The sequence below is a fragment of the Mesorhizobium sp. M0563 genome (assembly GCF_040321065.1).
Taxonomy (GTDB): Bacteria; Pseudomonadota; Alphaproteobacteria; order Rhizobiales; family Rhizobiaceae; genus Mesorhizobium.
Window position 1 is genome coordinate 36,542 of the sequence record NZ_JAMYQV010000017.1, and the last position, 13,412, is coordinate 49,953.

Below are 13,412 nucleotides of genomic sequence, written 5' to 3' on the forward strand. Positions count from 1 at the left end.
ACATGCGCACGAGTCTGCTGGCGGCAGCCTTGCTGCTCGCCGGCTGCCGGCAGGACATGGAGGACCAGCCGCGCTACGATCCGCTCGAAAAGAGCAACCAGTTCGCCAACGGCATGTCGGCGCGGGCGCCGGCCGAGGACACGGTCGCACGCGATGCCGATCTTTCGCCGGTGCCGGACACGTTTCCCTATCCGGTCACCATGACGCTGCTGCGGCGAGGCCGGCAGCGCTTCGACATCTTCTGTTCGCCTTGCCACGGCCGCACCGGCGACGGCCACGGCATGGTCGTCGAGCGTGGCTTTCCAGCGCCGCCCACCTATCATCAGGACGCGCTGCGCAAGGCGAGTGACAGGCATTTCTATGAGGTCATCAGCTACGGCTATGGCGCCATGTTTTCCTACGCGGCGCGCGTCCCGCCTGCCGACCGCTGGGCGATCGTCGCCTATATCCGCGCCCTGCAATATTCGCGCGAGGCGCCAATTGCCGAACTGCCGGAAAGCCTCCGCGCCGAGCTCAATGCGGAGCCAGATCGATGATGCGGCTTGCCACCGAACGTTTGATTTTGCCGGCGCTTGCCGTGGCCGCCGCCGGACTTGTGCTTTGCGCCGCGGGATTGGCCTTCGACCTCAGAGCCATGTTGGCCGGCTGGCTGCCTGCGGCGCTGTTCCTGCTCGGCCTGCCGCTCGGTGCGCTGACCATCCTGATGGTGCATGGGCTGACCGGTGGCCGCTGGGGCGAGGCAATCCGCCAGCCGCTACGCGGCTTGGTCACGACGCTGCCGCTGGCGCTGCTTCTGCTGCTGCCGGTTCTGCCCAGGCTCGACCTGGTCTTTCCCTGGGCGAGTGCCGACGCGGCTGCATTGCCCGAGACGGTGCGCCTGAAATTCTCTTATCTGAACGTTCCGTTCTTTTTGTTGCGCTTTGCCGCCTGCGCTGCGATCTGGCTGGTGCTGGCGTGGCGCGTGCTCGACTGGACAACGACCGATAGCGGCCGCGGCAGCGCCGGCCGCGGCAAGGCCTATGCCGCTGGATTGATTGCGCATGGGCTGACGGTGACGATCTTTGCCATCGACTGGATGCTCTCGCTCGAGCCGGAGTTCTCCTCGACGATCTATGCGCTGCTGGAAGCATCCGCCGAAGTCGTCGGCGCTTACGCTCTGGCAATGACGGTGCTGTGTGCGAACCGCTCGATCGAGGTCATGCCGGGCGGCGAGGAGGATGTCGCGCTGAGCGAGGATTTGGCCAACATGCTGTTCGGCTTCGTGCTGCTATGGGCCTACCTGTCGTTCATGCAATGGCTGGTGACCTGGGGCGGCGACCTGCCGAACGAGATCCGCTGGTACCTCATTCGCAGCAGCAATGGCTGGCAATATCTGCTCTGGCTGCTGATTGCGCTGCAATTCGCGATCCCCTTTGCCGGGTTGCTCAGCCGGGATCTAAAGCGCAGCCATGCCGGCCTTCTGTCGATCTGCGGCATCGTGCTGGCCGGCCATTATGTCGATGTCCTGTGGCGGATCAGACCGCCGCTTGCCGGTGGCGGTGTGACAGCGTTCTGGTGCGACCTTGCCGCGCTGGCAGGAGCCGGCGGCCTCTGGCTTGCGCTGCTGCTTTTCGTGCTTGGCCGGCCGGACGGTATCGGCTTCTGGCGCCGGGGGCCGGCGCATGGCTAGGGCGGCCCGCCATCCCGAAACGCGCGATATCTGGCCGGGCGCGCTGCTTGCCTTCGCGGCCGGCTTGCTGCTGTTCCTGGCGGCATCAGCCATCGTCCTCGGGCTCGTCTTCGACACCAGACCGTTGTGGCCGCTGCCGGGGCCATCGTCGGCCGGCAACCGAGCCAGTCCCGCCTTGCAGCGCTTTCCGGAAGACGACCTAGCCGCCTTCCGCAAGGCGGAGGAGCAGGCACTGAACAAAGTCGGCTGGGTCGACCGCACCGCCGGCATTGCTCGCATTCCGATCGAGGACGCCATGTGGGCGATCGTCAGCCACGGTTTGCCGAACTGGGGGCAGCCGCCGGCGGCCGCCGGCGCCGACTGCGGATTGGTCGAGGCCGAGATACCACGCGCGCCACAGGCCGCTCGCTGCCGGACCGCGCCAGGCCAGGGAGGCCGGCCGTGAAGGCTTGGCTAACCGCTTTTTCCCTCCTCGTGGTGCTGCCCGCCTCAGCCGTCGCACGCCCGGCCTTCGATCCCGAGATCGGCGCACAGCTCAGCCTCGACCGGGTGTTTCGTGATGCATCCGGCGTGCAGCGCACGATCGGCCAAACGCTTGTGGGCCGGCCGGCGCTGCTGATTTTCGGCTATGACAAATGCCCGAACCTTTGTGGTGTGACCCAACAGGCGGTCGCTTCGGATTTGAAAAAGACGTCGCTCGATCCCGAAACCTATCGCGCTTTGTTCGTCTCGATCGATGCCGCCGACACGGCCGGTGATGCGAGCGATGCGCAAACCACCGTCGCCGCTGTGGCCGACGCGAGGAACCTGTCGGCATGGCGGTTCCTGACCAGTGCCGACGGCGCCGGTGCCGCCCTTGCGGCGGAGGCTGGCATCAGCTTCGACACACGCGCCAGGATCGACCAGTTCGCCCATCCGATCGCCGTCATCGCGCTGACGCCGAAAGGCCGGATAGCGCAGGTGCTGCCGGCGCTGAGCTTCACGCCGCGCGATCTTAAGCTTGCCCTTGTCGAGGCATCTTCCGGCAAGCTCGGCTCGATCGCCGATCATGCCTTCCTGCTCTGCGCCGGCTTCGATACCTCTAAGGGGCAATATACGCCGGCGATTTGGGCTGCCTTGAAGCTCGCCAGCATCGTGATGGTGGTGGGGTTGGCGATGGCCATACTGCAGCTGGCGCGCAGGAGGCGGGCGTGAGCTTCGGTATCCGGTTTTTCCCGCCGGAAGCCTCGTCGATCGCAAGCAGCATCGATGCGTTGTTCTATACATTGCTGGCCTTCGCGGCCGCGCTCGGCCTGTTCCTGACCGTTCTCGTGGTCGGCTACGCCGTCAAATATCGCGTCGGCTCCGCCGCCGACCGTACCGGGGCGCGTGCCCGCAGCCTGCCGCTGGAGATGACATGGAGCATTGCCAGCCTGGTGATGGCCTTCATCTTCTTCGGCTGGGGCGCAGTCCTGTTTGTGCGGCGCGACCATCCGCCGCCGGACGCTATCGAGATCGCCGGCCTCGGCAAGCAATGGATGTGGGAGTTCCGCCATTCCGGCGGCCAGCGTGAGATCAACGAGCTGCACGTGCCGGTCGGCAAGGCGGTGGTGGTGTCGCTGGCATCGCAGGACGTCATCCACTCCTTCTATGTGCCGGCCTTTCGGGTGAAGCAGGATGCGGTGCCGGGACGCACCACCAACGTCTGGTTCATTGCCACCGAACCGGGCCGCTACCATCTGTTCTGCGCCGAATATTGCGGCACCCAGCATTCCGAAATGGGCGGCTGGGTAACGGTGCTGGCTCCGGAGCAATATGCGTCGTGGCTGGGCAGCCAAGATGAAGGCGAAAGCCTCGCCGCGAGCGGCGGGAAACTGTTCCGCGCGCTCGGCTGCTCCGGCTGTCATGGCAATTCCAGTAAGGTGCGGGCGCCCGGCCTCGATGGGATTTTCGGCCGGCCGGTGGCGCTGGCGAACCGGCAGACGGTCATCGCCGACGAACGCTATCTGCGCGATTCGATCCTTGTCCCGAACAAGGAAATCGCCGCCGGCTACCAGCCGGTGATGCCGAGCTTCGACGGTCTGGTCGATGAAGCCGAGTTGCAGATGCTGATGGCCTATCTCAAGTCGCTTTCGTTCCAATTTCCCTCGTTCCCGGCGGCAAACAGCGAGGCGCCGCAATGAATCGCGATTTGGCGCCGGCAAACTATCTCAGTGAGGGTGTCTGGCCGTGCGCCTGGCTGCTGACAACCGACCACAAACGGGTAGCGTGGCTCTATCTCGTCTCGCTGACGGCCTTCTTCTTCCTCGGCGGTGCGTTTGCCGTGCTGATGCGCATCGAGCTTGCGACGCCGGCCGGCGACCTGGTCTCCGACGATGTCTACAACCGGCTGTTTTCGCTGCACGGCATCATCATGGTATGGTTCTTTCTGGTGCCGTCGATCCCGGCGACGCTCGGCAATTTCCTGTTGCCGCTGATGATCGGCGCGCGCGATCTTGCCTTTCCCCGCCTCAACCTGGCCAGCTGGTATGTCTTCATGTTCGGCAGCCTGTTCGCGCTCGCCTCGGTGCTTTTGGGCGGCGTCGACACCGGCTGGACCTTCTACACGCCGCTGTCGACGCTCTATGCCAACGGCTTTGTCTCGACCGCGGCATTTGGCGTTTTCATCGTCGGCTTTTCGACAATCATGACCGGCATCAATTTCATCGTCACCGTCCACACCTTGCGGGCGCCCGGCCTCACCTGGTTCCGGCTGCCGATCTTCGTCTGGACGCTGTACGCCACCAGCCTGGTGATGGTGCTGGCAACGCCGGTGCTTGCAGCATCGCTGATCCTCATCGTGCTGGAGCGCGTCTTCGGCATCGGCATCTTCAATCCCGACCTCGGCGGCGATCCGCTGTTGTTCCAGCATCTGTTCTGGTTCTACTCGCACCCCGCCGTCTACATCATGATCCTGCCGGGCATGGGGGTGGTCTCGGAAGTGCTGCCGTGCTTCAGCCGCCGGCCACTGTTCGGCTACAAGGCCGTCGCCCTGGCTTCAATGGCGATCGCCGTCTTCGGCTTTCTCGTCTGGGGCCACCACATGTTCGTCAGCGGGCAGTCGGCCTATGCCGGCGTGGTGTTTTCGTTCCTGTCCTTCTGCGTCGCGATCCCATCGGCGATAAAGGTGTTCAACTGGAGCCTGACGCTGCGCAAGGGCGAAATCAGCTTCGAGACGCCGATGCTTTATGCCCTGTTCTTCCTGGCGCTATTCACTTTTGGCGGGCTGGCCGGCCTTTTCCTTGCCGCCCTCGCCGTCGACGTCCACGTTCACGACACCTATTTCGTCGTCGCCCATTTCCACTACATCATGGTCGGCGGCATGGTGACCGCCTACATGGCCGGGCTGCATTTCTGGTGGCCGAAGCTCACCGGCCGCATGTATTCGGAGATTTGGGGCCGTATAGCCGCGGCTGTGACCTTCATCGGCTTCAACCTGACTTTTTTTCCGCAATATGTGCTCGGCTTTTTGGGCATGCCGCGGCGCTACCATACCTATCCGCCGGAATTCGCTTTCTGGCACATCCTGTCGTCGGCAGGCGCCGTGGTGCTGGCGATCGGCTATCTGATGCCGCTGCTCTATTTGGCGTGGTCGCTGTTTCGAGGCGCGCGGGCGCCGGATAATCCATGGCAAGCCACCGGGCTCGAATGGCAAACAAGCTCGCCGCCTCCGGCGCATAATTTCGATCGCATGCCGACCGTCACCAGGCCAGCCTACGATTATCCGATGAAAGGCCTGACCGAGAAACGGTCGGACCCGGTGGAGGATCTGGTTTGAAGTCACCGATGACAAGCATCGCCTTCGACCGGCCGGCTCGCGAAACGGCAGCCGCCAGCTTTGCCATGTGGGTGTTCATCGGCTCCGAGGCGATGCTGTTCGGCGCCATCCTGCTCGTCTTCATGTTTGCCCGGTTGAGTTATGGCGACGCCTTCGCCGGCGCGGCGAAGCATCTGTCGCTGCCACTGGGCACGGCCAATACCGTCGTCCTGATCACCAGCAGTTTCGCCATGGCGCTCGCCCATATGTACACGGCCGCGCGGCGATGGCGCGCCGCCGGCCGGGCATTGGCTGCGACGGCGCTGCTCGGCGTCGTCTTCCTGGCGATCAAGGCGACGGAGTACGCCAGGGAATTCGGCGAAGGGCTGGCGCCGGTGCTCGGCGCGCCTTTCATCTATAAGGGCCCGGATCCTGTCCATGCCGAATTCTTCTTCGGCCTCTATTTCGCGATGACCTCACTGCATGCCTTGCATCTGATTTGCGGCGTAATCGTCATCGGCGGCATCCTCGCTCTGTGGCCGCGCACGATCGAGGCCAGCCGGTTCCGCCGCGTGCAGGCAATCGGCCTCTATTGGCATTTCGTCGATATCGTCTGGGTCTTCCTGTTCCCCGTCCTCTATCTGATCAACAGATGAGCGAGTTCCGCAAACTCACGCTTGCCTATGTCGGGCTTCTGGCCTTGCTGGCCCTGACTGTCGGCTCGTCCTTCCTGGCGCTTGGCGCCTTCAATTCGGCACTCAACCTGACGATCGCCGCGGCCAAGGCTGCCGTCATCGCCATCCTGTTCATGCATCTGGCCAGCGCCGGCGTCCTGCCGTGTCTTGCGGTCGCTGCTGCCGGGCTTTGGCTGATGATCCTGTTCGGGCTGACGCTGATCGGACAATAGGCCGAAGCGGCGCACCTCGTTCATACCCTTACAGCGGCTCCGGAACGGCTTTGCACGGACGGCTTTTGCTCGGCCGCCGGCATGGAAGCCCTTTGGCCATCGCCATTCAGATGCCGGGCCTCGTCCTCGGCTGCGTCTTCAAGCTTGGCGACGAGCAGATCCTTGAGGTCGCCAACCTCTTCCTCGATGTCTTCGATGGGTACGCCGGCGTCGGCCGCCTCTTCCTCGCATTCCCTGGCGAGGATTTCCGCCTCTCTTTCAAGCCTGATCGGAGGCGGCGGCACATGAACGTTTTCGTGAATCCAGTCCTGCAAGAATTCTATCGCACTATCACTCATGGGGCTCACCTGTAGCGGCAAACTGTAGTGCCATTAACGTACGTGCTGCAAAATGGATGCTTGGCAACGCCGGATTTCGAATAGCGATACTTGACAATAGCGTGATCGCCAAGGAGCTAGAGTTTTGCAGCCAGGGAAATCATTTGGCGTCGCAGAAATGCGGCTAACCAGACAGTTGGAGCGGGATGTAATTTGAAGGCATCCCGCCCTAAGACGCGTTGCGCCGTCGCGCTGGTGTTGCGCGATTCGGGTCGCCGGACGGCCGAACATCGTCATCTGCGGCAGATCGTGTCGGCCGCTCAGCGACACGGTCGGCGCGCATTTTGCGTTTATGCGCCATCCAGAATGGCAAGAGCTCGGCAAGAAAACTGTATATCGTGGTCTTCATCGGCATGCTCCGGACAACGGTTACAACTCGTCATCCCGGAGTTCCGTTCCAGCAAAGAGTTCCGTTCCGGCAAATCCGTCGCCTCTACAATTGCGATTCGATAGGCAGGCATCCAACCAGCGCTGCAACGATGCGCCGATAGAGACTGGCCTCGGGTTCATGCGAGTATTGCCGCATCTCGCCATCCGCCATGCCGAGCCACCGCAAGGCGCCTTTGTCCAAGACCAGCTGGTAGCTCGTCTGCGCCGACTTTTCGCGCTCGAACCGCCGGCGCAACTCCATCACCAGATTGGTATCATGGAAAAGCACGCCCATTTCCGCATTCAACGACACCGAACGCGGATCGAAATTGAAGGAACCGACAAACCCCAACGTGTCGTCGACCGTGAAGGCCTTGGTGTGGAGGCTGGCTCCCTTTGAGCCGAAAACGGAGATGTTGGCCTGGCGGTCGAATGGCTGCAATTCGAAAAGCTGGATACCCTTTTTAAGCAGCTTGCGGCGGTATTTGGCATAGGCGCCGTGCACGGCGGCGACGTCCGTCGCGGCGAGCGAGTTGGTCAGGATTGCAACCTCGGCGCCACGGTCCACCAGCTTCGACAGGATGGCCAACCCGGTGCGGCTGGGGATGAAATAGGGCGAGACAATTTCGAGGCGCTGCCTGGTCGCCGCGATAGCGGGAAGCAGCTCCTTTGTCAGCCAGTTCCTGCGCCTCTTGCCGCGCACCTTTTCCGGCGGATCGGAAATGACGCGAACGCCTTTCGTCCAGCAGACGTCGCTGTGCGCTACAATGAACTCCGTGATCGTGCGCCAGGCACGCAGGCTGTTCAAAAGCTGGCCGTCCGCGGTCGCATCGAGATTGTCGAGGAAATCGGCGCGCGAGCCCGCCGTAGCCGGATTGAGCAGTAGGATCGGCTTTGCCGCCTCGCAATTCCAGAACGCCTCGAAGATCTGCATCGTCTGCCCTACGGCAGGACCGAGAAGCAACAGGTCGAGATCACGAAAATTCGTCTCCGCAGCGTCGAAATAGGCATCGCCGATGTTTCTTCCTCCGACGATGGCCAGGCTCTCGTCGGCGATCCAGGCCTTGTTGTGCATGCGGCGGGTCATCGCAAACAGCCGGGCGACCATCTCCAGCGAGCGAAAGATGCTGCCGTTCCTCATGCCGCTGGGGTTGAATAGCCTCAGCTCGATGTTCTTGTAGCTGTTGAGCGCCAGGTAAGCGGCGTCGCTGTTGCGCGGATTGATATCGTCCAGCAGCAGGCGGACGCGGACACCGCGCTCCGCCGCCTTGACGACCTCCTGCATAAGCAGCCGGCCGCTATGGTCGTCGTGCCAGAGATAGTACATCAGGTCGAGGCTGCTGGTAGCACTGCGCGCGGCAAGGATTCGCGCGGCAAACGCGTCATAATTGTCGGCGATCAGCAGCAGTCCGCTATTACCGGCCGCGATCTTGTCCTGGGCAAACCGCGAAATGGCTGTATCCATGAAATGCACCGGCGAACGTCAGCGAAGCAAACGATCTGAAAATCTGACTAACAACCCTTCAGGTTCATTCTGGTTGCAGTCGCGGCTGCCTTATCGCGTCCAGGTTCAGGCGGGCCTTGATGGGCAGATGGTCGGAGGCGCGCTGCGCCAGCGGCGTCTTGTGCACCTCGATGCTGGAAATGAGGTGCGGCGGCCTGGCCAGGATGCGGTCGAGCGCAAACAGCGGAAAGCGCGACGGAAAGCTCGGCAGAACCGCATCGATCGGACCGAAATGCGGCAGCAGGGCCAGCAGCGAAGACCTGTTGCGGACGCGCCACTCGTTGAGATCGCCGAGCAAGATTGTCGGCCGCAGAACCGGGTGCGTGGCTTCGACAAGCGCGTTGGCTTGCTGCGAGCGCGAGCGCCGCAGCAAGCCGAAATGCGCGGCTATGATCCTGAGCGAGACGCCCTTCAGCTCCAGGTCCGCGATAACCGCGCCGCGCGGCTCGAGGCCGGGCAGCCGGATCTGGTTCACGCTTTCGACCACGCCGCGTCGCGCCAGGATCAGATTTCCATGCCAGCCATGGCTGCGGCGGTTTTCCGGGACATGTGTGGGGACGAGATCGCTGTCGCGCTCGAGTGCTGCGAGATCCAGCAATCCCTGCCTGCTTCCGGTCCTTTCGTCGGCCTCCTGCAAAGCAATGATATCGGCATCGAGCTCCTTGACCACGGCCGCGACCCGCTCCGGATCGAACCTGCCGTCGGTGCCGACGCATTTATGCACATTGTAGGATGCGACCGTGGTGCATGAAATTTCACTGCCGGGTGCCGTAAACCGCGGCACTTCCCTTCGCAGCGCAGCGCCAAGCGACCTTGGGAGGGTAGGCGATCGATCCAGCATGTGGTCCATTTGCGGTTGAGTCGGCGAGTGGCGGCCATTGCGATTATGGCGCGTGCGGAGGTCTGAAACAACGACGACCTTGCAAAACCGTTCCACCACCGGCCTCGGCGCGCCCGCGGTCTGGAACTCAGACGGGCAACAACACGTTTCGGGAAGGCAGCGCAGTCAACGGAGAAGTCGAATGCAGTCCTTAGCCGCAGATTCCGCCCCCCGCCCAGGCCCGCTCAGGATTGTCCCGTTCGATGGAACTGTGACCGTTCGGTTCTCCGATGCCATTATCGCGTCGAGCGAGCGGGCAAAGCTGCTCTATGAAGACGGCCATGATCCGGTTTTCTACATCCCCTTCGAGGACATCTATTTCGACCTGTTGGAGAAGACGAACACAACGAGCCACGGCGCGCTGAAGGGCACGGCAAGCTATTGGCGTGTTCATGCGGTCGGTTCGTCGGCAGAAGACTTCATGTGGGCCTACGAGACGCCCGACACCCCGGCATTGGCGATCGCCCGCCATGGTGCGTTCGATCCCGACCGGGCGCGGATCGAGGCCGATCCCGCGGAAGACAAGCGGCACACGCCGCACGTCACCGAGTAGACCCACATCGGCGATAGCCGCCAGCTTTCCGTCAGCTCGGGAACTCTTCCTTGAGGATGCGCAGGCCGTCTTCGTATTTCGCCGTCGAGGCACCGATCTGCCGTGCCTGCCATAGATTGTCGGCGAGATCGGCGCGCTTGACCGGCAATGCCAGCGGGTTAGCCGCGGCCCTGCGAACGAAGGCGGCATCGTCCTCGTTCGGCCGCCGCGTCATGGCATCGACGGCAGATACGATGGACGGTCCAAACCCGGCCGCCTCAAGCCGGTCGCGGTTCCAGCCGTCGCCTTTTTCGATGACGTCGTGAAGATAGGCGATGGCTTTCTGGTCGAGCGTTTCGACGGCATCGACGACCCGGCGGCAATGTTCGATATAAGGCCTTCCAGTCTTGTCCGCCTGTGCGGCATGGGCCTGTTCGGCGATTTTTGCCGCGCGATACAGCACGCTCATCGGATCGACCCCGTAACGAACAGCGCATTCCTGGCGCACCAACGCGCCATAGTCAGCGCGAGTTCCGATGCACAACGGGACGCCCTGCTCCCTCACTTGCGTGCTGAATGCCGCCGCAGCAGGCGCGACACGTCAGGAGACGCGTTCAAAACTGTCGAGGCTGGTTCCAAAGGCGCGCCAGGCGGGGAGTTTCCTGGCTCGGGCCGGCGCCCCTTCCTTTTCCGCCGACAAAGCGGCATCGGCAACAGTGTGCCACAGCATCTCCAGCTTCCCGTTCCTGAGGATGCCGGTATAGCTCACCGCTGCGGCTCCGACCCGCCCTTCGGCCGCGCAGGTGAATCCGATGACGTCTCCATGGCAGGCACCGAACAGCGGCACCGTCATGCCGAAGAAGGCGCTGTTCTCCAGCGCCGTCCTGAAGGTTCCGCTGATCCGTCCGCCTTCTTCGCCGGTTATTTCGACCACCGACCCGTACTGGTTCCGCCAGGTGCCCAGCCAACTCATCGTTGCTCCTCCTGATTGCCTCCACAGGGATTGCGTTGCCACACGGCCGCCAAGCCGCGGCCGGTGTAGCGGCCTTCAATCAGCCGCGATGCCAGTCATCGACATCTGCACGAAGTGCAGCGGCGCCTCCAGCGTCCAGGTGATGCCGCTCCTGTCGAATTCCAGGCGTCCGGTGCCGCTGAGCGCCTGCGGCGTGACGCGTTTGAGCACAACCGTTCCGAAACCGCGTCGCGTGTTTTCATCCACCAATGGCCCGTCCAGTTCCCGCCAGACAAGGCGGAAGCCGTCGCTGCCATCGGCGGCTGGCATCACGGTCCATTCGACCTCGACCCGTCCGTCATGGCGCGACAGCGCTCCGTGCTTTACCGAATTGGTGGCCAGCTCGTGAAAGGCAATGCCGAGATATTGCACGGCGTTCGGCTGCAGCATGATCATCGGCCCGCTCATCGACAGACGGGCCTGTGTCGCGAAGGCCTTGGTCTGGGCATGGATCAATTCGCCGATAGTCGCGCCGCGCCATTCGGCATCGACCAGCAGATCGTGCGATTCCGAAAGCGCCATGATGCGTTCCCGGACCTGTGAAAGGAAAGCCTCTGGCGTCCCCGCCAGCTTGCTGGTCTCGCGGATCATCGAGACGATCACCGAGTACTGGTTTTTGACGCGGTGGTTGACTTCGCGCATGAGTGTGCGGATGCGCCGTTCGCTCTCCTTATGCGGGCTGATGTCGCGCGCGATCTTGGAGGCGCCGATGATACGCCCGATGCCGTCGCGTATCGGCGAGATGGTGAGCGAAACCGGTACCAGGGTGCCGTCCTTGCGCTGCCGGATAGTCTCGTATGAGGGAATCCGTTCGCCGGCGCGAATGCGGCTGATAATCATGGCTTCCTCATCCAGGTGGTCGGACGGGATGAGGATCGTCACCGGGCGGCCGATCGCCTCGGCGGGCGTGTAGCCGAACAGGCGTTGTGCGGCGTCGTTCCAGCTGGTGATAATGCCGTTCAGGTCTTTCGACACGATCGCGTCCATCGAGGATTCGACGATGGCAGCGAGCCTTATGCCGACGTCGTCAGCCAGCGCCTGGGTGCGGAGGTCGAGCAAGGTGTTGATGGCGCCGACGACCTCGCCGGTCGCATCGCGAAGCAGGGCCGGGTGCGCGCTGAACGGGATGAACTGGCCGTCCGGCCGCTCGACGATCGCCCGGCCCCCACGAACGTCCCGCTCTTCCAGCAAGGCAACGGCCATCGGACATTCGTCGTGCGCCATCGGTCGCCCGTCGAGGTGGCGAAGCTTCCATGAACCGCACCAGCGGTCCTGGCCGATAACCGGACGATATCCCCAAAGATCGGCAGCGGCTTCGTTGAAGAAGGTGATGTAGCCTTGTCTGTCGGTGGTGTAGACGGCCACAGGCAACGCCTGCATCAGATCGGCGGAGGAAACTTGCGGGATTCCGCCAGTCTTTAGTTCAACGACGTCCACCAGTCCCCCGCTCCGCTTGGCTTGCCGACGGATTGCTTCGTCATCTAAATGCGCGCGAGCGTTTTCGGTTCCGTTCGGTCTGCTTTCGGACATTCAGGCTGATTTGCGTTTCGCGGCCGTTCCCGGACCTTTGCTCGGAGCCTTGCCGCCTTCTTGCGCCAGGCTCTTGCGCAGAACATCGGCGAGATTGACGATGTTCGTCCTCGGCTCGGGTGCCGGCTTGGGCGGTTTCTTGCCCTTGCGCTTGGCTTCGATCATCGCAACCAGCGCCTGTTCATAAGTATCTTCGAACTTCGACGGGTCGAATTTGGCCGGCTTCTTGTCGATCAGCAATTGCGCGATTTCCTGCATCTCCGGATCGACCTTGCGATCCTTCAGCCCTTCGAACACCGCGTCCGCCGCGACCACTTCATTGTGGTTGCGTAATTCAGTCATCACCATGCCCTTGCCCAGCGGCTGGATCAGCACCTCTCGGCCACGCTGGTACAGTACGACGCAGGAGCGGGCTGCTACCTTTTTCCTGGCCATGGCGTCCCGGATCACCGCGAAAGGCTCCGTGGAGGGCGCGTCGGCCGGAACGAGATAGTAGGGTTTTTCGAGGTAGCGTGCGTCGATTTCGGCGGCGGGCACGAACTCGCCGATCTCGAGCGTATGCTGCGATACCATCTTCAGTTTCTTGATTTCGTCCGGCTCAATGCGGATGAACTCGCCCTTTTCGACCTCGTAGCCCTTTACCTGCTCGGCCGCCTCGACCGTGTCGCCGGTCTCCTCGTCTATATAGGCGCTCTTGACCGGAAGACCGTCCTTGCGGTTCAGGATCCTGAAATGCACTTTCTCGGCCTCGCTGACGGCGCCGATGATCTTGACGCCACAGGAAACAGATCCGACTTTCATAAAGCCCTTCCAGGCAGCTCGTGGCGTCGCCATGTCGATCACTCATTTGCCGAACG

Annotated in this window: 16 protein-coding genes; 9 read left to right on the forward strand and 7 right to left on the reverse strand. The window is 62.8% G+C overall.

The genetic code is table 11. The features are described from left to right. Positions 1-2: 2 nt before the first annotated feature. The 8 genes from NKI50_RS20890 to NKI50_RS20925 are packed head-to-tail and all read left to right on the forward strand — an operon-like array spanning position 3 to position 6,351. On the forward strand, positions 3-536 hold the full coding sequence (locus tag NKI50_RS20890; protein ID WP_352481518.1) for a c-type cytochrome: 534 nt from the start codon (positions 3-5) through the stop codon (positions 534-536). Continuing rightward, positions 533-1,669 (forward strand): hypothetical protein, encoded by a 1,137-nt coding sequence (locus NKI50_RS20895; RefSeq protein ID WP_352481432.1) that lies wholly within the window; start codon positions 533-535, stop codon positions 1,667-1,669. Before NKI50_RS20890 ends, NKI50_RS20895 begins: the two co-directional genes overlap by 4 nt. Continuing rightward, on the forward strand, positions 1,662-2,114 hold the full coding sequence (locus tag NKI50_RS20900; protein WP_023720528.1) for a hypothetical protein: 453 nt from the start codon (positions 1,662-1,664) through the stop codon (positions 2,112-2,114). Before NKI50_RS20895 ends, NKI50_RS20900 begins: the two co-directional genes overlap by 8 nt. Then, the gene (locus NKI50_RS20905; RefSeq protein ID WP_352717459.1) at positions 2,111-2,863 is read left to right on the forward strand and encodes an SCO family protein; all 753 of its coding nucleotides are present in this window, start codon (positions 2,111-2,113) and stop codon (positions 2,861-2,863) included. The genes NKI50_RS20900 and NKI50_RS20905 overlap by 4 nt, the downstream gene beginning before the upstream one ends. Beyond that, a complete protein-coding gene (coxB, locus tag NKI50_RS20910; protein ID WP_023720526.1) occupies positions 2,860-3,831 on the forward strand; it encodes a cytochrome c oxidase subunit II in 972 nt (323 codons plus the stop codon). Before NKI50_RS20905 ends, coxB begins: the two co-directional genes overlap by 4 nt. Then, on the forward strand, positions 3,828-5,465 hold the full coding sequence (ctaD, locus tag NKI50_RS20915; RefSeq protein WP_352548024.1) for a cytochrome c oxidase subunit I: 1,638 nt from the start codon (positions 3,828-3,830) through the stop codon (positions 5,463-5,465). The genes coxB and ctaD overlap by 4 nt, the downstream gene beginning before the upstream one ends. 8 nt (positions 5,466-5,473) lie before the next feature. After that, complete coding sequence (locus tag NKI50_RS20920; protein ID WP_352495088.1) at positions 5,474-6,100, forward strand: cytochrome c oxidase subunit 3; 627 nt, start codon at positions 5,474-5,476, stop codon at positions 6,098-6,100. Then, positions 6,097-6,351: a cytochrome C oxidase subunit IV family protein gene (locus tag NKI50_RS20925; RefSeq protein ID WP_023720523.1), complete on the forward strand. Its 255-nt coding sequence runs from the start codon at positions 6,097-6,099 to the stop codon at positions 6,349-6,351. Before NKI50_RS20920 ends, NKI50_RS20925 begins: the two co-directional genes overlap by 4 nt. Before the next feature lie 20 nt (positions 6,352-6,371). On the opposite strand, the gene NKI50_RS20930 is transcribed toward NKI50_RS20925, so the two are convergent. From NKI50_RS20930 to NKI50_RS20940, 3 genes are all read right to left on the reverse strand, one after another. Further along, the gene (locus NKI50_RS20930) at positions 6,372-6,689 is read right to left on the reverse strand and encodes a DUF768 domain-containing protein (RefSeq protein WP_023720522.1); all 318 of its coding nucleotides are present in this window, start codon (positions 6,687-6,689) and stop codon (positions 6,372-6,374) included. Between the two features lie 472 nt (positions 6,690-7,161). Next, on the reverse strand, positions 7,162-8,562 hold the full coding sequence (locus tag NKI50_RS20935) for a phospholipase D family protein (protein WP_352717461.1): 1,401 nt from the start codon (positions 8,560-8,562) through the stop codon (positions 7,162-7,164). Positions 8,563-8,626: 64 nt separating this feature from the next. Continuing rightward, entirely contained in the window at positions 8,627-9,442 is an 816-nt protein-coding gene (locus tag NKI50_RS20940; RefSeq protein ID WP_023720520.1) for an endonuclease/exonuclease/phosphatase family protein, read from the reverse strand. A gap of 181 nt (positions 9,443-9,623) precedes the next feature. Between NKI50_RS20940 and NKI50_RS20945 the strand changes: the two genes are divergently transcribed. Then, a complete protein-coding gene (locus NKI50_RS20945; protein ID WP_023720519.1) occupies positions 9,624-10,034 on the forward strand; it encodes a DUF427 domain-containing protein in 411 nt (136 codons plus the stop codon). Positions 10,035-10,065: 31 nt separating this feature from the next. On the opposite strand, the gene NKI50_RS20950 is transcribed toward NKI50_RS20945, so the two are convergent. From NKI50_RS20950 to ku, 4 genes are all read right to left on the reverse strand, one after another. Beyond that, positions 10,066-10,482 (reverse strand): HD domain-containing protein, encoded by a 417-nt coding sequence (locus NKI50_RS20950; RefSeq protein ID WP_023720518.1) that lies wholly within the window; start codon positions 10,480-10,482, stop codon positions 10,066-10,068. 132 nt (positions 10,483-10,614) lie between these two features. Then, the gene (locus NKI50_RS20955; RefSeq protein WP_352717463.1) at positions 10,615-10,986 is read right to left on the reverse strand and encodes an avidin/streptavidin family protein; all 372 of its coding nucleotides are present in this window, start codon (positions 10,984-10,986) and stop codon (positions 10,615-10,617) included. Positions 10,987-11,061: 75 nt separating this feature from the next. After that, positions 11,062-12,462, reverse strand: coding sequence for a PAS domain-containing HWE histidine kinase family protein (locus tag NKI50_RS20960; protein WP_352717465.1), 1,401 nt, complete (start codon positions 12,460-12,462; stop codon positions 11,062-11,064). A gap of 93 nt (positions 12,463-12,555) precedes the next feature. Then, entirely contained in the window at positions 12,556-13,389 is an 834-nt protein-coding gene (ku, locus tag NKI50_RS20965; protein ID WP_352640334.1) for a non-homologous end joining protein Ku, read from the reverse strand. Positions 13,390-13,412 lie beyond the last annotated feature (23 nt).

Coding starts and splice junctions, on each gene's coding strand:
- NKI50_RS20890 (WP_352481518.1), top strand. CDS start 3: ATGCGCACGAGTCTGCTGGCGGCAGCCTTGCTGCTCGCCGGCTGCCGG.
- NKI50_RS20895 (WP_352481432.1), top strand. CDS start 533: ATGATGCGGCTTGCCACCGAACGTTTGATTTTGCCGGCGCTTGCCGTG.
- NKI50_RS20900 (WP_023720528.1), top strand. CDS start 1,662: ATGGCTAGGGCGGCCCGCCATCCCGAAACGCGCGATATCTGGCCGGGC.
- ctaD (WP_352548024.1), top strand. CDS start 3,828: ATGAATCGCGATTTGGCGCCGGCAAACTATCTCAGTGAGGGTGTCTGG.
- NKI50_RS20920 (WP_352495088.1), top strand. CDS start 5,474: ATGACAAGCATCGCCTTCGACCGGCCGGCTCGCGAAACGGCAGCCGCC.
- NKI50_RS20925 (WP_023720523.1), top strand. CDS start 6,097: ATGAGCGAGTTCCGCAAACTCACGCTTGCCTATGTCGGGCTTCTGGCC.
- NKI50_RS20930 (WP_023720522.1), bottom strand. CDS start 6,689: ATGAGTGATAGTGCGATAGAATTCTTGCAGGACTGGATTCACGAAAAC.
- NKI50_RS20935 (WP_352717461.1), bottom strand. CDS start 8,562: ATGGATACAGCCATTTCGCGGTTTGCCCAGGACAAGATCGCGGCCGGT.
- NKI50_RS20940 (WP_023720520.1), bottom strand. CDS start 9,442: ATGCTGGATCGATCGCCTACCCTCCCAAGGTCGCTTGGCGCTGCGCTG.
- NKI50_RS20945 (WP_023720519.1), top strand. CDS start 9,624: ATGCAGTCCTTAGCCGCAGATTCCGCCCCCCGCCCAGGCCCGCTCAGG.
- NKI50_RS20950 (WP_023720518.1), bottom strand. CDS start 10,482: ATGAGCGTGCTGTATCGCGCGGCAAAAATCGCCGAACAGGCCCATGCC.
- NKI50_RS20955 (WP_352717463.1), bottom strand. CDS start 10,986: ATGAGTTGGCTGGGCACCTGGCGGAACCAGTACGGGTCGGTGGTCGAA.
- ku (WP_352640334.1), bottom strand. CDS start 13,389: ATGGCGACGCCACGAGCTGCCTGGAAGGGCTTTATGAAAGTCGGATCT.